The following is a 22,729-nucleotide window of genomic DNA, read 5'->3' as shown; positions in this document are numbered from 1 at the left end:
AAACGAAAGAAGGGGAAGGGGGAGGGAAAGAACGGTGTCGGCAAGGGTTTGCTGCGTTGTATCTTACGGGCTGCGCACCGCGCCAAGCGGTGCCATCCATAGAGGCAAGCCCCCAAAAACAACCACAACAGGTGTACATCTGATGGTGACCCGCATCCCAGCCCCCCGCGCCCCGGCCATCGAAGGCGCCGCCAGCCCCCTGCGCAAGGTGCGCGCCCAGGCCCCCGACGTCGCCCGCCGCGCGGCCCAGGCCCTTCCGCCCGCCGCGCGCAAGGCCGCCGGCGTGGTGCAAAAGAACGTGCGGCGTGCCGCCACCGGCATGCTGGGCCTCTCGGGCGAACGCATGAGCAAGGTCGACACGGCCTGGCTGCGCATGGACTCGGCCAGCAACCTGATGATGATCAACGGCGTGTGGACGCTCTCGCCCGGCATCGGCTGGGACGCGCTGTGCGAGCGCGTGCAGCAGCGCCTGCTGCAGTACCCGCGCTTTCGCCAGCGCGTGGTGGAGGACGCGGCCGGGGCCACCTGGGTGGAAGACCGCCAGTTCGACATCGCCGCCCATGTGCTGCGCGAGACGCTGCCCCGCACCCCCGGGCAAAGCATGCAGCGCGCCCTGCAGGACCGCGTGGGCGAGCTGGCCATGCAGCCGCTGGACGCGCGCCGCCCGCTGTGGCAGATGCACCTGATCGAGGACTTCGTGGGCGACGACGGCCAGCCCGGCAGCGCCCTCGTGGTGCGCATCCACCACTGCATCGCGGACGGCATCGCGCTGATCTCGGTGACCATGTCGCTGGTCGATGGCGGTGCCGAGCCCCCCAGGCGCAAGTCCCGTGCGGACAAGGAGGCCGCCACGGCGGAGGACTGGATCGCCGACACGCTCATCAAGCCTTTCACCGGCATGACCGTGAAAGCGCTCGATATGGCCGGCGACAGCGCGGCCAGGTCGCTGCAGATGCTGGGCGACCCCGAGAAGGCGATGCAGAACGGCCTGTCGGGCACCCTGGACATGGCGCGCGTGGCCTACCAGCTGGTGAGCGACGCGGCCGCCCTGGCGCTGATGCCCGACGATTCACCCACGCGCCTGAAGGGCCAGCCCGGCCAGGCCAAGCGCGTGGCGTGGTGCCCGCCCATCCCGCTGGAGGAGGTCAAGGCCATCGGCAAGGCGCTCAACTGCTCGATCAACGACGTGCTGCTGTCCTGCGTGGCCGGCGCCATCGGCGGCTACCTGCGCAGCCAGGGCGACGACCCCACGGGGCAGGAAATCCGCGCCATGATCCCCGTGAACCTGCGCCCCATGGAAGAGGCCTGGAAGCTGGGAAACCGCTTCGGCCTGGTGCCGCTGGTGCTGCCCATCGGCATGGCCAACCCGGTGGAGCGCGTGTACGAGGTGCGCAAGCGCATGAATGCGCTCAAGGGCAGCACCCAGCCCATCCTCGCGTTCGCGATGCTCGCCGTGGCGGGCCTGATGATCAAGCCCGCGCAGGACGCGCTGCTCAACCTGTTCGGCCGCAAGACCACGGCGGTCATGACCAATGTGCCGGGGCCCAAGGAGCAGCTCACGCTGTGCGGCGCGCGCGTCACGCAGTGCATGTTCTGGGTGCCGCAGTCGGGGGACATCGGCCTGGGGGTTTCCATCCTGAGCTATGGCGGCGGCGTGCAGTTCGGCGTGATCACCGACACCACGCTGTGCCCCGAGCCGCAGCGCATCATCGACGCGTTCGCGCCCGAGTTCGACCAGCTCTCGCTGCTCACGCTGATGCTGCCCTGGGGCGAATGAAGCGGCACCCTGTGACGCTGCGCGGCCTGGCGGCCCTGGCACGGCGGCCGCGGATGAAGGCAGCCGCACTGCTGGCGGCGCTGTGGGCCGCTGTGCCCCTGGCGCAGGCCGCCGTGCGCGAGGAGCATGCCGAGCGCCCGTACGCCGTGCATGCGGAGCCTGGCGACACGCTGCGCCAGGCGCTGAACGCGGCCACGCCCATCGTCACGGACGGCCAGCGCTTTCACGGCCACACCCGCTGGAACGTGCGCTGGACCTTCCGCTGGGGGCGCGAGGCCTCGTCGGGCGAATGCCGCATCACCGAGGTCACCACACGGCTGCGCACCGAGGTGCAGCTGCCCGAGCTGCGGCGCGCCACGCCGGCGCAGCGGGCGCTGTTCGACCGCTATCTGCCGGCCCTGTCACGCCACGAGCAAGGCCATGTGCAGTTCGGGCGCGACGCCGCCCGCGCCATCGACCAGGGCATTGCGCAGCTGCCCGCCGCGCCGGACTGCGCCACGCTGGAGCGCCAGGCCAACGCGCTGGGCCACCGCCTGCTGCGCGAACACGCCGAGCGCGAGAAGCAATACGACCGCGACACGCGCCACGGCGCATCGCAAGGCGCCAGGCTGGAGTGAGCGGATCATCGCCCGCCCTCGGCCAGGCTAGCCCCGCACCGCGCTGCGGAAAGCCGCGGACAGCGCCGCCAGGGCGTCGCGCGGGCGGCCGTCCCTGATGCGGGTGTGCAGCAGCACGGGCAGGCGGGGCAGTGCGGGCAGCGCAAGGCGCGTGCCGACGTCCACCGCGCCCAGGGGCAGCATGCGCGGGGCCAGCGCCGCCACCCCCAGCCCGGCCATCACGGCCGCGGCCACCGCCGCCACGCCGCCGCCCACAAACACCTCGGCCCAGGCCATGCCGGCGGCATCCAGCGACCGCCCCGCCATCGCGCGCACGCCACAGGGCTCGGCCAGCGTGGCCAGGGGCAGGGGTTCGCCCGCGCGGTGCTGCCAGCCGGGGGCCGCGAGCCAGCCAAACTGCTCTTCGGCCAGCAGCTCGCCGTCGCTGCGGCCCACGTGCATGCGGGCCAGCACCGCATCCAGCTCGCGCCGATCGTAGGCTTGCAGCAGGTCGCCGGACGAGCCGATGCGGATCTCGATCAGGAGCTGCGGGTCCTGCGCGTTCATGCGGGCGATCAGCGCGGGCAGCTCGGGCCCGGCCACGTGGTCGCTGATGCCGATGGTCAGGCGCTGGCGCGCCTGGGCGAACGTGGCGAGCGCGCGGTCGTGCACGGCCAGGAGTTCACGGGCGTGTTCCAGAAAGGCGGCGCCCCGCGCGGACAGCTGCACATGCCGGGGCGTGCGCTCGATGAGCCGGCAGCCCAGGCGGGCCTCCAGCCGCTGGAGCTTGAGGCTCATCGCGGCCTGCGCCGTGCCCATGGCCTCGGCGGCGCGCGTGAAGCTGCCCAGCTCGGCAATGCGCACGAAGGCCTCGACGGCATCGAGGTCCAGGGATCGCTCAACCATTTGAATTTGATATTTCTGAAATAGATATCCATAGCATATTCATATGGATAGCATTTCGCCAGCTTCTTCTTTTGTTGTTCAAAAAGGATCTTGCGATGCCCCTCATCCACATTGCCATGCGCGCCGGGAAGCCCGCGGCCTACCGCCAGGCGATCTTCGACACGCTGTACCGCGCCCTGCGCGAAACCTTCAACGTGCCCGAGGACGACCAGTTCATGACCATCACCGAGCACGAGGCCGCGAACTTCCGCTACAGCCCCACCTACCTGGGCGTGGTGCGCAGCGACGACGTGGTGTTCATCCAGATCACCGCCAACAACACGCGCACTCTGGAGCAGAAGAAGGCGCTGTTTGCGCGCATCGCGCAGCTGCTCGGGGAAAGCCCGGGCCTCAGGCCCGAGGATGTGTTCGTGAACATCGTGGAGGTCGCCAAGGAGAACTGGTCCTTCGGGCATGGCCTGGCGCAGTACGCGTAGCCATCCATTCCACGGCGCTGCGTGCCGTGGGCGGCGGTGAAGGCGGGTCGGCACGGCACCTGCGAACCAGCCGCCGGGCGGGGTGAACGGGCCGCCATGGCGGCCCGCCGCGTTCAGGACGCCGAGCAGGTAAAGCTCTCGGCCTTGGCGGGGTCGCCCATGCCGTTGTAGCGCGGGAACTTGGGGTACTCGCACACCGGGCGCTGGGCCAGGGGGGTGCTGGTGCCGGGGGCAAATTTCGTTGCCACCAGCTTGTCGGGGGCCGCGCCTTTTTCCACCCAGGCGTCCATGGCAGCGAGCAGGTCGATGGAACGCGGCTCGGTGCCCGCCCCGTCCAGGTCATGCCCGTTGGAAGGCGAGGTGACCATGCGCGCAAAGCCCTGCACCTTGCTCGCGCCCAGGCGCTGCTTCACCGCGTCGAAGTATTCCGCCGTGCGGTACACCGACACGCAGGTGTCGCCCAGGCCATACCAGATCAGCAGCTTGCCACCGTTGTCGGCAAAGGCGGAGATGTCCGGGTCGGTACCGTCGATCATCTCCGCCAGCCGCAGATATTTCGCCTGGTACCGGGTCGGGTCGTGCGTCAGGATGCTGGCGTTGGGGTTGCCTTCCACCAGGCGCGCGGCTTCCGTCACGGCCATGTGGTTGAACGAGTCGGGGTTCTCAAAACTGGTACCGAACATGTACGACTGCCAGTCCGAGGTGGACGCGCCGCCCCGGCCGTAGCGCGGATAGCCCACGGCACCGCGCGACAGGGTCACGGGCGTCTTGTGGTCGCTGTAGATGAGGCGGATGGATTCGATCTGGCCGGCCGTCAGGCAGCTGTCGTTGTCGGCGCCCTGGCACAGCAGATCGGTGGGCACGTAGTTGCATGCCTCGACGTTGCCGATGATGCCGTCCTTCAGGCCATCGAGACCATCACACGCGGCCGTCTCGGCCTTGGCATACAGCGCGATCTTGGCCGGGCTCATCCAGTTCTCGCGGCTCTTGAAGATGTGGCGCAGCACCGTGGGGCCCAGGTTGACCTGGTGCGCCTGCTGGCTGATGGCAGGCTCCATGGCCACCACGCCGTCGTAGTCCTTGGGGTACTTCTGCGTGGAGATCAGACCCGAGCGACCGCCGTTGGAGTGGCCCATGTGGTAGCGCCGCACGGGGCGCTTGCCGTAGAACTCCGTGGCGATGGTGGTGCCAATCTCCAGCACGAAGTGGTTGGCATCGAACGCATGGTTGCGCAGCGCCACATCGCTGTTGCCCCAGGCAAAGCCGCGCACCTGGTGGCCAGAGTCGGAACTGATCTTCACATAGGGATTGGCCGATGGACCCACGAGCTGCTGGTACCACGGGTCATCGGTCGGAATGAACCCGTCGAACCCACCGCCGCCAATCGTCAGCGTCTTGCCGTTCCACTGCGCCAGCGTGGGCAGCTCCACCGCCCAGTTGATCGTCGACTCGGGCGAGGACACGATCTGGCCGCGCACGATGCAGGCGTCCGGCAGCGTGCCCTCGGCCTTGCGCAACTCGGTGCGCGTGACCTTGGCGCCATGGGGCAAGGCGGTGGAGGTGTAGGCGGCGCAGGCCTCGGCCAGGGGCCTGCTGGCCAGGGGCGCGGGGGCATCACCGCCGCCGCCGCAGGCCGTCAGCGCCACGGCGGCAAGGGCAGTCAGGGTGCAGGCGGCCCACCGCCCCGGGGAGGCACGGTGGTGGACGCGGCGATGGGGTGCCACGCCGGCAAGGAATGGAATCGGGAACATGCGGGAGTCTCCAGTGATGGTGGTTTTCAGGAGCCCAGGCACTGGCAGCAGCAGGAGCAGGACGGCCGCCACCGCAGCCCTTGTGGCTCCGGTGGGGACGATAGGAAAAGAAGGCACCCTTGCAGCCCCTGCAAATGCAGAGGGCCCGGGAAACTACCGAGCAGGCCTGGCTACCCGTTGCGCAGCGCCGCCACCAGCGCCAGCTTGTTGTTCACCCCCAGCACGGCGTAGGCGGTGCGCAGGTAGGTGCGCACGGTGGCGGGGGTGAGCCCCAGGGTGGCGGCGATGTCCTTGTGGGAACGCCCCTGGGCGTAGAGCATGGCGGCGCTCAGCTCGCGCGGGGCCAGTGGGGACTTCTGGTGGCGCGATGCCATGCTGACAGCCACCAGCGGACCGCAGGGTTCGAGCCGCAAGCGGCAGGACTTGCCCACCAACAGGCTGCAGGGAGCACGTGGCAGGGCCTGCAGAACCTCCAGCGGCACGCGGGTTCCCGTCCAGCCGGGGCACGCCTCGCCCAGCGCCATGCTGATGCGCAGGCCCGCAAACAGCAGCTCTCCCGAGGGCTCCGCCAGCGCAAAGCTGTCCCAGGGACGGCTGGCGGACTCGCTCTGCAGCCGCTGCAGCACGTGGTGCCAGTGCTGCAGCAGATGCACCACAAATTCGCCAAACAGCACGGTCTCTTCGTCGGTGAATTCCGAACGCGCCTGCGGGCGGTACACCGAGACAAAAAACATCAGTCCGCTGTGGGGCAGCTCGGCGGTGAGCGCCATGCAGTGGTACAGGCCATGGCGCTGGCTGAACGCCACCACCTCGGGGTGTTCCACGATATCGCCCACCACATCGCGCTCGCGGATCACCACGCCCAGCCGGGTCATGGACTGGCGCGCGAACTCGTCCACCGCGGACAGTTCGTTCCATTCCTGCGCAAAGCTCTTGCTCAGGCCGATGCTGCCATGCAGCCAGTTGCGCGGACCGGTATGCACATCGCCGGCCGACACCTCGCCCCACCAGGCCGCATCGAAGGGGACCAGCTCCCGCAGCGTCTGCAAGGCCTGGTGCAGCATGTCCTGCGGCGGCGCTTGCTGCGCCCCCCGCGCCAGCGCGAGCAGGCTGCGGCTGAGCGCCCGCAAGGCATCGGAGGGGCCGCGCCCGCCCGTTGCGGAAGGGGGCATGCTCATCGGCATACCGCCGGGGCGTCTTGCGCTGCGCGAAGCGCGTCGTCTGCGTGGGCCATGGCGCCAGTCTCCTGTTTTTTCAGGCGATGGTAGCGGCCACGCACGGGCCGCCACCCCAAGCCCCCCCGAGGCGGCGGCAGGTGCGTGCGCAGCCCGCTACGCGGCTGCAGCCCGCGCCGGCGCAAATGCTATCATTTTTATAGCTTTCTGCGCTTATTCACAAAGCGCCAGCGGCCAATTCCATTCCATTCAGCGGGCCAGCCCATCCACCGCCTGGAACATCGACTGCCGCGCCTGGCTGATGATCTGGCCCTTCCATTCATCGGTGTCGGTGTAGAACGCCGCCAGCATCTGCGCCTTGATCTGCGCGGCCTTGTCGGCGGGGGTGCCGGGGTGCAGGTTGAGCCACTGTTCGGCGCGGATCGCGTTCATCACGTCGAGCACGGGCACGGTACCGTATTCCATGGCGATGCCGGTGTACTCGGCATGCGGGCATTCGTCGTAGATCGAGGTCCACATGAGGCCGGTGAGGAAGGCCGAGGTGGACGAGCCGTCATAGATGGAGGTGACCGGCGTGGCGCCGCCGCCATCCCACCAGGCGCGTGCGCGCGCCACGGCCACATCGTCGTCGTTGCCGGCGTAGATGCGCTCGCCATGGCCGCTGGGGCCCAGGCCCGTGTGCAGGTCGATCCACGCGATGTGCGACGCGCCCGCGCCATGCTGGCGCAGCACCTGGCGCAGCGTGCGGTTGCTCCAGGTGGGCTCGGTGCCGCCAAAGAACAGGCCTTGCGGAAACTCGTGCTGGCCCCGCGAGATGGCGGCCTGCCAGGCCGCCTCGCCCTTGGTGCCGATGTACTGCTGCACGGCGGCGGCATTCTCGGGCAACGGGGGCCACGCCTCGGGCAGCAGCAGCGGCTGGACTTCGCGGTAGGCCTCGTTCACGGGCAGGGGCTTTGAAAAGTCCTGGAAGTTGCGGTTCAGGTCCACGTTCTCGTGGGTGAAGCGGCGCACGTGCGAAAAACCATAGGGGTTGAGCGCGTGGATGTAAAGCGTGGCCACGCCGGCCGCGTGCGCCTTGTCGCGCCACTCCTGATCGTGCAGCGCAAACACCTGCACGCCGCTGCCGCAGTAGCCTTCCACGCCGTGGCAGGCGCTGCTCACGATGAGCAGCCTGGTCGCATCGGCCGGGCCGTCGCGCACCACGTCCATGGCCAGGTCTTCGCCGTCGCGCCCTTTGAGCGGGTGGGCGTGCGATTCGATGGGCAGGCCCGCAGCGGCCGCGGCCTCCAGAAATTTCTTGCGGGCCTGGGCGTAGCTGGGCGAAAAGGCGCGGGCGATGCCGATCATGGGCGGTGGCTTTCGTGGGTGGGTTGGAAACAAGAGAAAAGAAAGCCCGGGCACGCAGGGGGCCCGGGGCGTCAGGACAGCCAAGAAGCCGGCGTCAGGCCGCCGTTGGCTGCGCCAGCCACTCCTCGGCCAGCTTGACCCAGTAGGTGGCGCCCAGCGGGATCAGGTCGTCGTTGAAGTCGTAGCTCGGGTTGTGCAGCGTGCAGGGCCCGCCGCCATGGCCCATCTCGCGGTGCGCGCCGTCGCCATTGGCGATGAAGCAGTAGGCACCGGGCTTGGCCTGCAGCATGAAGGCGAAGTCTTCCGCGCCCATGGTGGGCTCCTGCACCAGCACATTGGCCTCGCCCACGATGCCGGCCATCACCTTGCGCGCAAAGTCGGCCTCGGCCGGCGAGTTCACGGTGGGCGGGTAGTTGCGGTGGAAGTGGAATTCGCAGGTGGCGTCGTGCGCGGCGCAGGTGTGCTCGGCGACCTGCTTCATGCGCTTTTCGATCAGGTCCAGCACCTCGATGGAGAACGTGCGCACCGTGCCCTGCAGCTCGCAGCTGTCGGGCACCACGTTGGTGGCCTCGCCCGCGTGCACCATCGTCACCGAGATCACGCCCGCGTCCACGGGCTTCTTGTTGCGGCTGATGATGGTCTGGAAGGCCTGCACCATCTGGCAGGCGATCGGCACCGGGTCGATGCCGTTGTGCGGCAGCGCCGCATGGCTGCCCTTGCCGCGGATGGTGATCTTGAACTCGTTGCTGGACGCCATCACCGGGCCGGGGCTCACCGCGAACTGGCCCACGGGCATGCCAGGCCAGTTGTGCATGCCGTACACGGCCTGCATGGGGAACTGCTCGAACAGGCCGTCGGTGATCATCTCGCGCGCACCGCCGCCGCCCTCTTCGGCCGGCTGGAAGATCAGGTACACGGTGCCGTCGAAATTGCGGTGCCTGGCGAAATGCTGCGCCGCGGCCAGCAGCATGGCCACATGGCCGTCATGGCCGCAGGCGTGCATCTTGCCCTGGTGCTTGCTGGCGTGGGCAAAGGTGTTGAACTCCTGCATGGGCAGGGCGTCCATGTCGGCGCGCAGGCCGATGGCCCGTCCGCTGGCGCCGCCGTCGCGGCCCTTGACGATGCCGACCACGCCCGTGGTGCCCAGGCCACGGTGGATGGGAATGCCCCATTCGGTGAGCTTTTGCGCCACCACATCGGCGGTGCGCACCTCTTCGAAGCACAGCTCGGGATGCGCGTGAATGTCCCGGCGCACGGCGGCAATACTGGCCGCCTGCGTGACGATGGAATCAATAACGTTCATGATATGTATCCTTACGATCTCACAGTCTAGCCCGCTGGCCTGCCCTGCGCCACCCGGGGTTTATTTGCACTGCAACATGAAGCTCTCGCCACACGCCCTCGAACTCGCGCAAACCCTGGTGCGCATGAACACCGTCAGCCACAACTCCAACCTGGAGCTGATCCATTTCATCCGCGACCACCTCGCCCGGCTGGGCGTGAAAAGCCGGCTGACCTTCAACGAGGACAAGACCAAGGCCAACCTGTTCGCCACCCTGGGCGAAGGCAAGCCGGCCGGCGTGATCCTTTCGGGCCACACGGACACCGTGCCGTGGGATGGGCAGGAATGGACGATGGACCCGCTGAGCGCGCGCGTCCTGGACGGCCCCGAGGGGCCGAGCCTGTATGGCCGGGGCAGCGCCGACATGAAGGCCTTCATCGGCATCGCCGTGTCGCAGGCCGAGCAGTTCCTCCACAGCAACGCGCCCTTCGCCGTGCACCTGGCCTTCAGCTATGAGGAAGAGATCGGCTGCTTCGGCGTCAAGGAATTGATCGCCGACCTGCGCGAAGCGAACATCAAGCCGCTGGCCTGCATCGTGGGCGAACCCACCAGCATGGTGCCCGCCATCGCCCACAAGGGCGTGTACCGCTACAAGTGCTGCGTGCGCGGCAAGGAGGCGCACTCGTCGCTCACGCCCCATTCGGTCAACGCCATCGAGATGGCGGCCCGCGTGGTCGGCCGCCTGCGCGACATGGGCGAGGGTTTCGAGCGCGAGGAGCCCCGCTTCGAGGGCTTCGACGTGCCGTTCTCGACCACCAGCGTGGGCCAGTTCCACGGCGGCATCGCCGACAACGTGGTGCCGCGCGATGCCGAGTTCCGCTATGAATTCCGCGACCTGCCCACGGCCAACGCCGCGCAGATGCAGTCCGAGGTGGTGGCGTATGCGAAATCTCTGGAGCCGCGCATGAAGCAGGTGGCGCCGGCGGCCGGCTTCTCGTTCGAAACCATCTGCGAGATCCCGAGCTTCCTGGGCAGCAAGGACGACCCGGTGACGCGCCTGGCGCAGACCCTGTCGGGCGAGAAGAGCACCACCCTCGTCGCCTTCGGCACCGAGGCCGGCCTGTTCAAGAACGCCGGCATCTCCACCGTGGTCTGCGGCCCCGGCAGCATCCGCCAGGCGCACCAGCCGGACGAGTATGTGAGCCTGGAACAGCTGGCGCGCTGCGAGGCGTTCATGCAGGGGCTGGCGCGCACCACCTCGATCGACTAGCCAAGTCCTGAAAAGCCTCTGGCCAACGCAATCCCCACGCGGGCTGCAACTGGCGCGCCCCAGACCAGTGCCACCGTGGAACTGGCTCCGCCAGGCCACGGGTGGCGTCCCCCTCTGGGGAAGACGCGAAGCGGCTCAGGGGGATATCAAGTCCTCACGCGTCCGTCCCCCGTCAGCATCGACATCTCGACAAACTTCGACGCCGCGTGGCTGGTGGCGCTGAACGACACCGGAAACCCCGAGATCACCTGGTTGCCGATCGCCTCGGTGCCGGCGATGAAGCTCTCGCGCGTGAGCTTGCCACTGCCTTGCGCCTGCCGCAGGCCCTCGGTGAAGATGCGGGCGGCCAGGTAGCCTTCCATGCTGGAATAGTTGGGCTGCACCTTGTCGCCCCCCTTCTTGATGGCCTCCAGGAATTCGCGCGTGATCTGGCGCGAGGGCTGGTAGGGCGAGGGCACGACCTGCGAGACCACCACGCCCGCGCCGTCCTTGCCCAGCTCGTCGGCCAGGGCCTGCGTGCCCACGAAAGACACGTTGTAGAACGTGCCGCCGTACCCCGCCTTGCGCGCCGCGCGCACGAAGGCCGCGCTGCCCGCATAGGCGGCGATCTGCACCACGGCGTCGGGCTGGGCGGACACCAGCTTGTCCACGGCGGCCTTCACATCGGTGGAATTGCGCTCCACCGTGGCCGTGGCCACCGCCGCGAGCTTGAGCTCGGCCAGTGCCCGGTTCACGCCGTCGAGCCCGGCCTTGCCGTAGGCGTCGTTCTGGTAGAACACGGCGATCTTCTTGAGCCCGAGGTTGGTGAGCTGGCGCACGATGAGCGCGGTTTCGTCGTAGTAGGACGCGCGCACATGGAAGATGAGCCGGTTGAATGGCTGGCGCAGCGCCTCGGCCCCGGTGAAGGGGCCGAAGAACGGCACCTTCTCCCGGGTGAACAGGGGCAGCGCGGCCAGGCTGGTGGGGGTGCCGATGTAGCCGAACAGGGCGAACACCTCGTCGGCGATGAGTTTTCTGGTGTTTTCGGCGCAGCGGTCGGGCTCGTAGCCATCGTCCATGGTGCGGATCTCCACCATGCGCCGGCCCACGCCGCCCTGGGCGTTGAGCTGGTCGAAAAAGAGCTTGGCCCCCAGGTTGAACTGCACGCCCAGCTGCGCCGCCGGGCCGGTGAAGGCAGCCGACTGGCCCAGCACGATGCGGCCTTCGCCCTGGGCACCCGCCCTCTGGAAGCCCCCCAGCGCGGCCGCACCCAGGCCGATGGAAAACTGTCTGCGCCCCAATGCCATTTGCTTCATGGTGAAATCCCTCTTCCTGTCAACACAACGAGGCTGACCCCTCGATGCTGCCGGTGAGCAGCCTGCTGGGGAAGCGATGCGCAATTTGATAGATGTTGGTTAGATATGCACGCCGTTTCCAACCCTCTGGCAGTTTAACGACCACCCCACATATGTCCACGCCTTCCGCCACCATTTCTCCGCCAGCTGTCCCCGTCCAGGTGCGTGGCGCCTGCCCGCACGATTGCCCCGACACCTGCGCCCTGATCACCACCGTGGACGACAACGGCGTGGCCACCCGCGTGCAGGGCAATCCCGACCACCGCCACACCGACGGCGCGCTGTGCGCCAAGGTGAGCAAGTACACCGAGCGCAGCTACCACCCCGAGCGCGTGCTCACTCCGCTCAAGCGCACGGGCCCCAAGGGCAGCGGCCAGTTCGCGCCTGTCAGCTGGGACGAGGCCCTGGACGACATCGCCCATCGCCTGCAGTCCATCGCCGCGCGCGACCCCGAGGCCGTGCTGCCCTACAGCTACGCCGGCACCATGGGCATGGTGCAGGGCGAGAGCATGGACCGCCGCTTCTTCCACAAGCTCGGTGCATCGCTGCTCGACCGCACCATCTGCGCATCCGCCGGGGCCGAAGCGCTGACGCAGACCCTGGGCGGCAAGGTGGGCATGAAGGTGGAGTTCTTCGCCGAATCGCAGCTCATCCTGATCTGGGGCAGCAACTCCATCGGCAGCAACCTGCATTTCTGGCGCTACGCGCAGCAGGCCAAGAGGAATGGCGCCCGGCTGGTGTGCATCGACCCGCGCAAGAGCGAGACGGCCGACAAGTGCCACGAGCACATCGCCCTGCGCCCGGGCACCGATGCCGCGCTGGCCCTGGCGCTGATGCACGAGCTGATCGCCCACGACTGGCTGGACCACGACTACATCGCGCGCCACACGCTGGGCTGGGACCCGCTGCGCGAGCGCGCCCTGCAGTGGCCGCCCGAGCGCGCCGCCGAGATCTGCGGCATTCCGGTCGAGCAGATCCGCCAGCTGGCCCGGGACTACGGCACCACGAAGCCCGCCGCCATCCGCCTGAACTACGGCATGCAGCGCGTGCGCGGCGGCGGCAACGCGGTGCGCGCCGTGGCCTGCCTGCCCGCCCTCACCGGCGCCTGGCGCCACCGCGCGGGCGGCGTGCTGCTGTCCAGCTCCGGCCAGTTCCCGGCGCAGCGCGCGGTGCTGCAGCGGCCCGACCTGATGCCCCAGGCGGCCTCAGGGCGCGTGCCCCGCACCATCAACATGACGACCATCGGCGACGACCTGCTGCGCGAGGCATCGCCCGCCTTCGGCCCGAAGGTCGAGGCCGTGGTGGTCTACAACAGCAACCCCGTGGCGGTGGCTCCGGACTCGGGCAAGGTGGTGCGCGGCTTTGCGCGCGAAGACCTGTTCACCGTGGTGCTGGAGCACTTCAAGACCGACACCGCCGACTACGCGGACTACATCCTGCCCGCCACCACGCAGCTCGAACACTGGGACGTGCACCTGTCCTACGGCCACACCGACGTGGTGCTCAACCGCCCCGCCATCAAGCCCTTGGGCGAGGCCCGCAGCAACGCGCAGATCTTCCGCGATCTGGCCGCGCGCATGGGCTTTGCCGAGCCCTGCTTTGCCGACACCGACGAGGCGCTGTGCCGCCAGGCGTTTGGGGATGCCGTGGACTACGCGCTGCTCGAATCCCAGGGCTTTGCCACCGTGGCCATCCCGGATGCACTGTTCGCCGAAGGCAACTTTCCGTCACCGTCGGGCAAGTGCGAGTTCTACAGCGCCCGCCTGGCCGCCCAGGGCCTAGACGGCCTGCCCGACCACCTGCCCAACTACGAACTGCAGGGCACGGATGCACGCTACCCGCTGGCGATGATCTCGCCGCCTGCGCGCAACTTTTTGAACTCCACCTTCGTGAACGTGACGAGCCTGCGCAACATCGAAGGCCGCCCGATCCTGGAGATCCACCCCGACGACGCCGAAGCCCGCGGCATCGGCAACGACGCCGTGGTGCGCGTGTTCAACGACCGTGGCAGCTACCAGTGCCACGCCACCGTCTCCCGCCGCGCACGGCCCGGCGTGGTCAACGGCCTGGGCATCTGGTGGCGCAAGCTGGGGCTTGACGGCACCAATGTGAACGAGGTGACCAGCCAGGCGCTGACCGACCTGGGGCGAGCGCCAACGTTTTATGACTGTTTGGTGGAGGTGGAGGCTTGTGCCGTAGAAGAGCCGGCGATGCCGAGCTGAACCGAGAGCCGCTTCACCGATTTGATGGAGGGGAACTGACTCACGCTTTTCCCTCGCTGTTTTTGCTGGCTTTGGCCTTCGACGAGGCGGCAGCGGTCCTGGGCTTGCGCGCGGTAGCTTGCACGCTTGGTTGTGCCATGGCAGACAGCTGCCGCAGTTCGCGGCGCAGTTCCTGCTGCAGGTCTTCTTCCGTCGGCACATGAAACTGGTAACGGCTCGCAAAAATATTGCGCGCCTGCTGCTCCCCCAAGGTGTACTTCACCACGGCGTCGTTCTTGTCGGGGCAAAGGATCAAGCCTAGCGTGGGGTTGTCCCCCTCGGTCCGCCGCTCCTGATCGAAGTAGTTCACGTAGAACTGCAACTGGCCCAGGTCGCCGTGGGTGAGCTTGCCCACCTTCAGGTCGATCAACACATAGCACTTCAGGACCGTGTGATAGAACACCAGATCGATGTAGAAATGGTCACCATCGAGAGTGATGCGCTCTTGCCGTGAGACAAAGGCGAAGCCCTTGCCCAGCTCCAGCAAAAAGGTCTGCAGGTTGTTGATCAGCGCCTGCTCCAGCTTGGACTCCACCAGACGCGGCGACTCCGGCAGGCTGAGGAACTCCAGCACCATCGGGTCTTTCAGCACGTCAATCGGCTGGCTGACCTCCTGGCCCTCCGTTGCCAAGCGCATCAGCCCTTGCTTGTCGCGGCTTTTGGCCAGGCGGTCAAACAGCAACGTATTGATCTGCCGCTCCAACTCGCGGGCCGACCAGGCATGGCGGATGGCTTCGATCTCGTAGAAGGCACGTGCTTCGGCGCGGTCTACACGCAGCAAGGTGCGGTAGTGCGTCCAGGCCAGGTTGGGGTGCAGCGCACCGGGCGTCCAAGGGGCAGTTTCTCCACGCGGTGCGTGGAGCTTTGCGATCGCACTGGTTTCTCCACGCACTGCGTGGAGAAAGTCGTCCTTCTCCATCAAGCTGGGGTACGCCAGGTAAAACTGCTTCATGTAGAACAGGCTCTGGGCCGACCATCCCTTGCCGTACGCCGCCGTCAGCTGCGCAGACAGCTGGACCACCAACTGCCGCCCATAGTCCGCACGCCGCTTGCCGCGTTGCTCCTCTTCCACCATTTCACGCCCGATAAGCCAGTTGGCCATCACTTGCGTGGTATTCACGGTTCTCGCAACGTGGGCACGGGCAGCGTCAAGAATTTCACAGACCCGTCCGTACAGCGGAGCAGCCACCGCCACCTCTTTGCCTGCTGCAGCCTTGCGGGTCATACGCCATCCTCCCCAGGCACATTGGCACGCGCACCCGTCACATCCCAGCAAGCACTACAGCACATAGTCGCCACCCCTACAGTCGCCAGAGCCGAAGCTGACGGGCGCGAAAATTTCGGTGCTGTCTGCCACGACAACAGCCAGGTGATGTTCTGCTTATGGCACGGGGTTGGGTGTGAAAGCAAGGTGGTTCTCGTTGCAGTTCGGCCTTGGAATTATGGGGTGTTCCGCCCGTCGCGCTTCACGTCCCGTCGTCTTTGAAAACGACGTGCGCGAGACGGACCGCCAGGCACAGGGGCGGCCGGGAAATGCAAAGTTCTGCAACCGCCTGATGAAAACCCTGTGGCAACGGTGTGTCCGAGCCTGACGAGCTCCGCACGCCACGGCAGACCTGATCGCTCACATTTTGATAGCTTATTGCGCCTACTCAATAAGCGGTAGGCAGCTATTTATATTCAAAAATCTGCCGATCAGTGTGCTGGCTGGGCGCCAAAGCGGTCCGCCTCACCCGCATCGTCGGCAGTCAACGCCAAAAAGTGATGCACCACGGGCCGCTCCGCTCCCTGGTGAAACCGCAGAGCCTCCGCCTGCAGATCCGCATCTGCCTTGGACACGCGGTGGTGCTGGCGCAAATGCTCCGCCCAGGACTCGACCAGGAACCACTCAATCACGCGGCCCGGCTCGCCGGTGTGTTCGGCCACGCCCCAGGCATAGGCACCGTCGCGGCGGCGCTCGGCCGACAGGCGGTGCATGGCCTGCAGGAAGGCGGGCAGGTCGGGCTTGGCGATGCGGTATTCGATCTGCACCATCACCGGGCCCCGGTCGTGCGCCACGGGCTCGGCCAGCAGGGGCTCGGGCCAGTGGTTGGAGGGCTGCAGGTCGGCCTCGCCGGTGGGCAGCTTCACGCGGTGAAAGATGAGCGACGCCACCACCAGCCCGGCCGCGCCCATCAGCAGCGTGGCCGGCAAGCCGGCCTGCCCCGCGATGAGGCCCCAGCCCAGGCTGCCGGCGGCCATCGCGCCGTTGAAGACCATGAGGTAGATGGCCAGGCCGCGGCCGCGCACCCAGTTGGGCAGCACGGCCTGGGCCACGCCGTTGAGGGTGGTCAGCGCGATGATCCAGCCCAGGCCCAGCACCAGCATCAGCGCCACGGCGGCCCACTGGGGCGGGGCCACGGTCAGCACGCCCATGACGGCGGCGGTGAGCAGGGATGCCAGCAGCACCAGGCCGTCGGTGTCGAGCCGCTGGCGCAAACGGGGCAGCAGCACGGCGCCCAGGATGGCGCCCGCGCCCACGGCGCCCAGCATCACGCCGTAAAAGCCTGCCGAGCCGCCCAGCATGCGGCGCGCCACCAGCGGCAGCAGCGCCCAGACGGAGCTGGCAAACAGAAAGAACACGGCCGCGCGCAGCAGCACCACGTGCAGTTCGCGGCTGGCGCGGGCGTAGCGCACGCCGGCGCGGAAGGCGCCGAAGAACTGCTCGTTCAGGCCTGACGCCTCGGCCTTCGGGCGCTTCCACCACAGCAGCGCGGCGATCACGAACACATAGCTCAGCACGTCCAGGCCGTAGGCCATCGCCGCGCCGAAGCTGGCCAGCAGCAGGCCGCCCGCCGCCGGGCCGATGGCGCGTGCGATGTTGATGCCCAGCGAGTTGAGCGCCACGGCGCTCTTGAGTTCGCTGCGCGGCACCAGCTCGGGCACGATGGACTGCCAGGTGGGGCCCATGAGCGCAGCGCCGATGCCGCCCACGAAGGTCAGCGCCACCAGCCACTCGACCGTCAGCGTGTGGGTGTTGGCCAGGATGAGCAGCGTACCGCTGACGGCGGCCAGCAGCACCTGCACGCCGATGAGGAAACGGCGTCGGTCCAGGATGTCCGACAGCACACCCGCGGGAATGGCGAGCAGAAAGACCGGCAGCGTGGCGGCCGTCTGGATCAGCGCGACCGCGGTGGGGCTGGACGAGAGCTCGGTCACCATCCAGGCGCTGGCCACGTCGCGCATGAAGCTGCCGATGTTGCCCAGCACCGTGGCGGTCCACAGCACCGCGAAGACGGGAATGGCCAGCGGCGCGAAGCTGCCCGATGCGGTGGTGGTGTCGGGTTTGGTTGGGCGGTGATCAGACATGGCGGCCTCCGAGGTCGTGCCAGGCGACGAGCAGCATGCCGCCCACCAGGCCCCAATGTTCAAAAAATGCGTTGGCGCTGCGCTGCCGATCGGCGGGCGGTGCAGCCCAGAAGCGGTCCGCCAGCAAGGCGGCGAGCACGGTGAAGCCCGCCAGGGCCAGCGCCCCCAGCCAGCGGTACCAGCCCGACAGGATGAGCGCCGAGGCCGAGAGCTGCAGCACCAGCGTGGCGGCAGCGATGGGCGCGGCGGGCGCCAGGCCGAGCGAGCGCACCTCGGCCACGGCACCGGCAAAGTCACGGGCCTTGCCGATGCCGCCCTGCAGGTAGGCGGCGCACAGGCACAGCAGCGCCAGCGTCTGCACCCAGGGAGCGGTGGCGGCGGTGTGCAATGCGTGCAGCACCGTCACACCGCCCAGCAGGCGCAGCCGAGCGCACCCCAAAAGCCCTGCAGGTCGGACACCGGCAGCTTGCTGCTCCAGGCCGTGGCATGGGCGTGGCCGTGCAGGTTGCAGTTGCTGGCGCAACCGCAGTTCGCCGCCGCGTTGCGCAGCACGGCCTGCAGCGGCGCGCCGTCCGGCCCTCCCTGGGCGCCCCAGGCGCCCAAGGCGCCGTAGCCGCCGAAGGTGCGCACAGGCGACCAGTCGGGCATGGCGGGCGGCGGGGCCGCGTCGTCGAAGCGCGCGAAGTCGCCCGCGCCATAGACCACCTTGCCGCCCACCACGGTGAGCAGGGCCGTGGTGTCGGCGATGTCGGACTCGGGGCAGGCCAAGAAGTCGCGGTCGGGCACGACGAGGTCGGCCAGCTGGCCCGCCTCGATGCGGCCCTTCTTGCCCTGCTCGTTGCTGAACCAGGTGACGTTCTCGGTCCACATGCGCAGGGCCTGGTCGCGGGTGAGGCAGTTGCGCTGCGGCGTGAGCTGCAGACCGCCCACCGTCTTGCCGGTGACGAGCCAGGACAGCGACACCCAGGGGTTGTAGCTGGCCACGCGGGTGGCGTCGGTGCCGGCGGACACGTGGACGCCTTTCTCCAGCATGCGCTTGACCGGGGGCGTGGCCTCGGCCGCGGCAGCGCCGTAGCGCTCGACGAAGTACTCGCCCTGGTAGGCCATGCGGTGCTGCACGGCCACGCCGCCGCCCAGGGCGGCGATGCGGTCGATCGACTTTTCCGAGATGGTCTCGGCGTGGTCGAAGAACCAGTTCAGGCCGGCCAGCGGCGTGTCCTGGTTGACCTTTTCGAACACGTTGAGCGCGCGCTCGATGGTCTCGTCGTAGGTGGCGTGCATGCGCCAGGGCCAGCGGTTCTGCGCGAGGATGCGCACCACCTCTTCCAGCTCGCCTTCCATGCCGGGCGCAAGCTCGGGCTGGGGCTGGCGGAAGTCCTCGAAGTCGGCGGCGGAGAACACCAGCATCTCGCCCGCGCCGTTGTGGCGAAAGTAATCCGTGCCCTGCTTGTACTGCGAGGTGGCCGTCCAGCTCAGGAAGTCTTCCTTCTCGTGCTGGGGCTTTTGCGTGAACAGGTTGTAGGCCAGGCGGATGGTGAGCTGGTCGGCATCGGCCAGCTCCTGGATCACGTCGTAGTCATCCGGATAGTTCTGCATACCACCGCCCGCGTCGATGGCGCCGGTCACGCCCAGGCGGTTGAGCTCGCGCATGAAATGGCGCGTGGAGTTGACCTGGTAGTCGTGCGGAAGCTTGGGGCCCTTGGCCAGCGTGGCGTACAGGATGGCCGCATTGGGCTTGGCCAGCAGCAGGCCCGTGGGGTTGCCCGCGCTGTCGCGCACGATCTCGCCGCCGGGTGGCGCGGGCGTGTCCTTGCCATAGCCCACGGCGCGCAGCGCGGCGCCGTTGAGCAATGCGCGGTCGTACAGGTGCAGGATGAACACGGGCGTATCGGGCGCCACGGCGTTCAGCTCGGCGAGCGTGGGCAGGCGCTTTTCCGCAAACTGGTGTTCGGTGAAGCCGCCCACCACGCGCACCCACTGCGGCGCGGGCGTCACGGCCACCTGGCGCTTGAGCATGGCCATGGCGTCGGCCAGGCTCTTCACGCCGTCCCAGCGCAGCTCCATGTTGAAGTTGAGCCCGCCGCGAATGATGTGCAGGTGGTTGTCGATGAGCCCCGGCAGCACGCTGCGCCCGCCCAGGTCGATGACGCGCGTGCCCGCACCGGCCAGCGCCATCACCTCGCGGTCGTCACCCACCTTGGTGAAGCGCCCTTGCGCAATGGCGACCGCACTGGCCGTGGGGTTGGCGCGGTCCAGCGTGGTGAGGCGGCCGTTGCGCAGGATGAGGTCGGGAGTGGTGGCAGGTTGGTTCATGTCTTGGGGCTCAGAGAATTTCAGCAATGGCAGAGCGCAAAAAGGGTACAGTGGCCGTAGCGAGCGGCCCGAGCCTGCATCGAGGACCGCAGCCGTACAAGCGTACGGCGAGAACCGCAGGTGCGGGATCGGGTCGCGCAGTAGGCCAATGCACCCTTTTTTTAGGATTCTTGGGCGTTGAACATGGTCTTGGCGTAGGTGATGCCCAGGCCGTAGCCGCCGCCGAACTTCTTGGCGATGCCCGTCGTCATCTCGTACGTCTCGCCCCGCGCCCAGTCGCGCTGCAGCTCCAGCAGGTACTGCAGGGCCGTGATGGGCCGCGCGCCGGCCTGCACCATGCGATCCATGGCGCGGTTGTGGGCTTCGGCCGAGATGTCGCCGCTGGCGTCGGCGATCACATACACCTCGAAGCCCTGGTCCAAGGCCGACAACGCCGGGCCGACGATGCACACGCTGGTCCACAGGCCGGCCAGCACGATGCGGGGCTTGCCGATGGCGTTGACCCGGGCGATCACGGCCTCGTCTTCCCAGGTGTTCATGGAGGTGCGGTCCAGCAGCGCCTGGCCGGGGAACGGTGCGGTCACTTCCTCGAACATGGGGCCGCTGAAGCTCTTCTCGGCCACGGTGGTGAGGATGGTGTCCACGCCAAACCCGGCGGCCGCGCTGGCCACCAGGCCGGCGTTGGAGCGCAGCGTGATCGCGTCGATGGAATGCGTGGCAAAGGCCATCTGCGACTGGAAGTCGATCATGACCAGGGTGTGGTCGCCGGCGTTCAGCAGCGTGGCGCCGGGCTTGGCGTAGGCGACGGGGCGGGCGGCGTTGGCGCTGGCAGTCGTGGTCGTTGTCGTGTTGGCGTGGGTCATGGTGAGCTCCCTGGAATTGAAGATGAAGTGCGTCGAGAAGAACAGACAAAAAAGCGAGTCAAGGCAATGCGGCGAGCCGGGGCGCAAGGGATGGGCGACATCGCCCACCCCGCTCCTCAGCGGTGCCCCATCCGCTCAGTGCGGCATCGTGGGCAGCTCGTTGGGCCGCAGGTCGAACACCAGCACCTCGGCGCCTTCGCCGTGGGCAAAGCGCAGGGCCCCGGCGTCGCGGATGCGGGCGCCGTCGCCTTCGGACAGCCGCTCGCCGTTCACCTCCAGGCTGCCGCGGGCCACGTGCACATACACGTTGCGGCCCGGGCCCACGTCCAGATCGGCCGACTCTTCGCTGCCGTCGAACAAGCCGGCATAGACCCGGGCGTCCTGGTGCACGGCCAGCGATCCGTCGGCCCCTTCGGGCGAGATGATCTGGCGCAGGCGACCGCGCTTGTCGGCCTCGCTGAAGTGCACCTGCTGGTAGCGGGGTGCGGCGCCGCGGGCACCGGGCACGATCCAGATCTGCAGGAAGTGCACGGGCTCTTCGCCCGAGTGGTTGAACTCGCTGTGGCGCACGCCGGTGCCGGCACTCATCATCTGCACGTCGCCGGGGCGGATGACCGAGCCGGTGCCCATGGAGTCCTTGTGCTCCAGCGCGCCTTCCAGCACGTACGAGAAGATTTCCATGTCGCGGTGCGGGTGGGTGCCGAAGCCCTTACCCGGGGCCACGCGGTCGTCGTTGATGACCAGCAGGTCGGAAAAGCCTTGCTGGTGGGCGTCGTGGTAGTGGCCGAACGAGAAGGTGTGGCGCGAATGGAGCCAGCCGTGGTTGGCGTTGCCGCGGTGTTGGGCTTTGCGGATGTCGAGCATGGTGTCTTCCTTTCAATGTCTGTCGATGAATTTCACACTGAGTGGCGGGTCTGAAATCCACTGGATTTCATTGGCGCTCAGTGCTGCGATGGATGAAGTATCCGGCGCATGCGCAAGCATCAGGTTGAAAGGTTTTGCCATTCATCATCGATAATTTCGATGATTGAAATTCCGGGCCTTTTGCCATGCTCAAACTCTCCCTCGAAGCCATCGAACTGGTGGATGCGATTGCCCGCTACGGCTCGTTCGCGGGCGCCTCGGAGCGGCTGCACAAGGTGCCGTCCACCATCTCCTACGCCGTGGGCAAGCTCGAGGAGCAACTGGGCTTGGCCCTGTTCACCCGCAACGGGCCGCGCGTGGCGCTCACGCCCGCGGGGCACGAGCTGCTCAAGGAGGGCCGCTGGCTGCTGGCCTCGGCGCGGCAGCTCGAATCGCGCCTGCGGCAGATCGCCACCGGGTTCGAGTCCGAGCTGCGGCTGGTGCACGACTCGCTGATACCCACCAGCGCGTTCAACGACGACATCGCGGCCTTTGAGGGGCTGGACTGCGGCACGCGCCTGCGCATCGGCTGCGAGGCGCTGACGGGCACCTGGGAGGCGCTGCGCGATGGGCGCGCCGACATCATCGTGGCGGCGGGCGAAGGCCCCGCCGGCGGCGGCTACAAGGCCGTGGCGGTGGGCAGCCTGGACTTCGTGTTCTGCGTGACCGCGTCGCACCCGCTGGCGCGCCTGGGCCGGCCGCTCACGCGCAGCGACCTGCTGGAGCACACGGCCGTGGTGGTGGGCGACGGGGCGCGCACGCTGTCGGACCGCACGGTGGGCCTGCTGTCGGGCCAGCGGCGCATCACCGTGCCATCGATGCAGGCCAAGATCGCCTGCCAGGCCGCCGGGCTGGGCCACGGCTTCGTGCCGCGCGCCTGCGTGCGGGTGGAGCTGGAAAACGGCATCCTGGTGGAGGTGCCGGTGGAGGAGCCCCGGGCCGATGAGACCTTCTGGCTGGCCTGGAAGCCCGAGCACCGCGGCGAGGCGCTCAAGTGGTGGTGCGAGCGGCTGGCCCGGCCGCTGCTGCCCGGAATCCTGCCGTACTAGCGGGCCCGGCGGAAGCCGGCACTACACTTTTGATAGCTGCTTGCGCTTGCCAGAAAAGCGGTAGGCAGCTTTTTTATC

The 22,729-nt window shown here is 68.0% G+C and carries 19 protein-coding genes; 6 read left to right on the top strand and 13 right to left on the bottom strand.

Annotation, left to right across the window (positions count from 1 at the left end; genetic code table 11):
* Positions 1–142 precede the first annotated feature (142 nt).
* On the top strand, positions 143–1,777 hold the full coding sequence (locus tag AC1RCS_RS02335) for a wax ester/triacylglycerol synthase family O-acyltransferase (protein WP_492245661.1): 1,635 nt from the start codon (positions 143–145) through the stop codon (positions 1,775–1,777).
* Positions 1,774–2,394 carry a DUF922 domain-containing Zn-dependent protease gene (locus tag AC1RCS_RS02330; protein WP_492245662.1) on the top strand — a complete coding sequence of 207 codons (621 nt, stop codon included), beginning with the start codon at positions 1,774–1,776 and terminating at the stop codon, positions 2,392–2,394. Before AC1RCS_RS02335 ends, AC1RCS_RS02330 begins: the two co-directional genes overlap by 4 nt.
* 27 nt (positions 2,395–2,421) lie before the next feature.
* Here AC1RCS_RS02330 and AC1RCS_RS02325 read toward each other — a convergent pair whose 3' ends face one another.
* Complete coding sequence (locus AC1RCS_RS02325) at positions 2,422–3,279, bottom strand: LysR family transcriptional regulator (RefSeq protein WP_218341398.1); 858 nt, start codon at positions 3,277–3,279, stop codon at positions 2,422–2,424.
* Positions 3,280–3,374: 95 nt separating this feature from the next.
* On the opposite strand from AC1RCS_RS02325, the gene AC1RCS_RS02320 reads away from it, so the two are divergent.
* Entirely contained in the window at positions 3,375–3,755 is a 381-nt protein-coding gene (locus AC1RCS_RS02320; RefSeq protein WP_218341397.1) for a tautomerase family protein, read from the top strand.
* 113 nt (positions 3,756–3,868) lie between these two features.
* Here AC1RCS_RS02320 and AC1RCS_RS02315 read toward each other — a convergent pair whose 3' ends face one another.
* The 4 genes from AC1RCS_RS02315 to AC1RCS_RS02300 form a co-directional block, all read right to left on the bottom strand.
* Positions 3,869–5,506 carry a tannase/feruloyl esterase family alpha/beta hydrolase gene (locus tag AC1RCS_RS02315; RefSeq protein WP_492245663.1) on the bottom strand — a complete coding sequence of 546 codons (1,638 nt, stop codon included), beginning with the start codon at positions 5,504–5,506 and terminating at the stop codon, positions 3,869–3,871.
* A 170-nt stretch (positions 5,507–5,676) separates the two neighbouring features.
* Positions 5,677–6,678 carry a LuxR C-terminal-related transcriptional regulator gene (locus tag AC1RCS_RS02310; protein WP_492245664.1) on the bottom strand — a complete coding sequence of 334 codons (1,002 nt, stop codon included), beginning with the start codon at positions 6,676–6,678 and terminating at the stop codon, positions 5,677–5,679.
* A 252-nt stretch (positions 6,679–6,930) separates the two neighbouring features.
* A complete protein-coding gene (locus AC1RCS_RS02305) occupies positions 6,931–8,028 on the bottom strand; it encodes a M14 family metallopeptidase (RefSeq protein ID WP_492245665.1) in 1,098 nt (365 codons plus the stop codon).
* A gap of 94 nt (positions 8,029–8,122) precedes the next feature.
* Entirely contained in the window at positions 8,123–9,331 is a 1,209-nt protein-coding gene (locus tag AC1RCS_RS02300) for a M20 aminoacylase family protein (RefSeq protein ID WP_218297278.1), read from the bottom strand.
* 76 nt (positions 9,332–9,407) lie between these two features.
* Here AC1RCS_RS02300 and argE point away from each other — a divergent pair, with 76 nt between their 5' ends.
* Positions 9,408–10,580 (top strand): acetylornithine deacetylase, encoded by a 1,173-nt coding sequence (gene argE, locus AC1RCS_RS02295; protein ID WP_218297279.1) that lies wholly within the window; start codon positions 9,408–9,410, stop codon positions 10,578–10,580.
* Between the two features lie 146 nt (positions 10,581–10,726).
* Here argE and AC1RCS_RS02290 read toward each other — a convergent pair whose 3' ends face one another.
* Complete coding sequence (locus tag AC1RCS_RS02290; protein ID WP_492245666.1) at positions 10,727–11,875, bottom strand: ABC transporter substrate-binding protein; 1,149 nt, start codon at positions 11,873–11,875, stop codon at positions 10,727–10,729.
* Positions 11,876–12,027: 152 nt separating this feature from the next.
* On the opposite strand from AC1RCS_RS02290, the gene AC1RCS_RS02285 reads away from it, so the two are divergent.
* Positions 12,028–14,136 (top strand): molybdopterin-containing oxidoreductase family protein, encoded by a 2,109-nt coding sequence (locus AC1RCS_RS02285; RefSeq protein ID WP_492245667.1) that lies wholly within the window; start codon positions 12,028–12,030, stop codon positions 14,134–14,136.
* A gap of 40 nt (positions 14,137–14,176) precedes the next feature.
* On the opposite strand, the gene AC1RCS_RS02280 is transcribed toward AC1RCS_RS02285, so the two are convergent.
* The 7 genes from AC1RCS_RS02280 to AC1RCS_RS02250 all read right to left on the bottom strand — a co-directional run bounded on the left by AC1RCS_RS02280 (position 14,177) and on the right by AC1RCS_RS02250 (position 21,704).
* On the bottom strand, positions 14,177–15,400 hold the full coding sequence (locus tag AC1RCS_RS02280; RefSeq protein WP_492245668.1) for a PDDEXK nuclease domain-containing protein: 1,224 nt from the start codon (positions 15,398–15,400) through the stop codon (positions 14,177–14,179).
* A gap of 470 nt (positions 15,401–15,870) precedes the next feature.
* A complete protein-coding gene (locus AC1RCS_RS02275) occupies positions 15,871–17,523 on the bottom strand; it encodes an MFS transporter (RefSeq protein ID WP_492245669.1) in 1,653 nt (550 codons plus the stop codon).
* Positions 17,516–17,920, bottom strand: coding sequence for a DoxX family protein (locus AC1RCS_RS02270; protein ID WP_492245750.1), 405 nt, complete (start codon positions 17,918–17,920; stop codon positions 17,516–17,518). The genes AC1RCS_RS02275 and AC1RCS_RS02270 overlap by 8 nt, the downstream gene beginning before the upstream one ends.
* A 5-nt stretch (positions 17,921–17,925) precedes the next feature.
* Positions 17,926–19,836, bottom strand: a complete 1,911-nt coding sequence (locus tag AC1RCS_RS02265; RefSeq protein WP_492245670.1) for an amidohydrolase — start codon at positions 19,834–19,836, stop codon at positions 17,926–17,928.
* 161 nt (positions 19,837–19,997) lie between these two features.
* Positions 19,998–20,699, bottom strand: coding sequence for a hydrolase (locus AC1RCS_RS02260; protein WP_492245671.1), 702 nt, complete (start codon positions 20,697–20,699; stop codon positions 19,998–20,000).
* A gap of 135 nt (positions 20,700–20,834) precedes the next feature.
* The gene (locus tag AC1RCS_RS02255) at positions 20,835–21,563 is read right to left on the bottom strand and encodes a pirin family protein (RefSeq protein ID WP_492245672.1); all 729 of its coding nucleotides are present in this window, start codon (positions 21,561–21,563) and stop codon (positions 20,835–20,837) included.
* A 12-nt stretch (positions 21,564–21,575) separates the two neighbouring features.
* Entirely contained in the window at positions 21,576–21,704 is a 129-nt protein-coding gene (locus AC1RCS_RS02250) for a hypothetical protein (RefSeq protein ID WP_492245673.1), read from the bottom strand.
* Between the two features lie 44 nt (positions 21,705–21,748).
* Here AC1RCS_RS02250 and AC1RCS_RS02245 point away from each other — a divergent pair, with 44 nt between their 5' ends.
* The gene (locus AC1RCS_RS02245; RefSeq protein ID WP_056422664.1) at positions 21,749–22,651 is read left to right on the top strand and encodes a LysR family transcriptional regulator; all 903 of its coding nucleotides are present in this window, start codon (positions 21,749–21,751) and stop codon (positions 22,649–22,651) included.
* The last annotated feature ends 78 nt before the right edge of the window (positions 22,652–22,729 follow it).

Source organism: Acidovorax sp. GW823-FHT01C06, from assembly GCF_058798375.1.
This window is presented reverse-complemented; position numbering and strand designations above follow the sequence as displayed.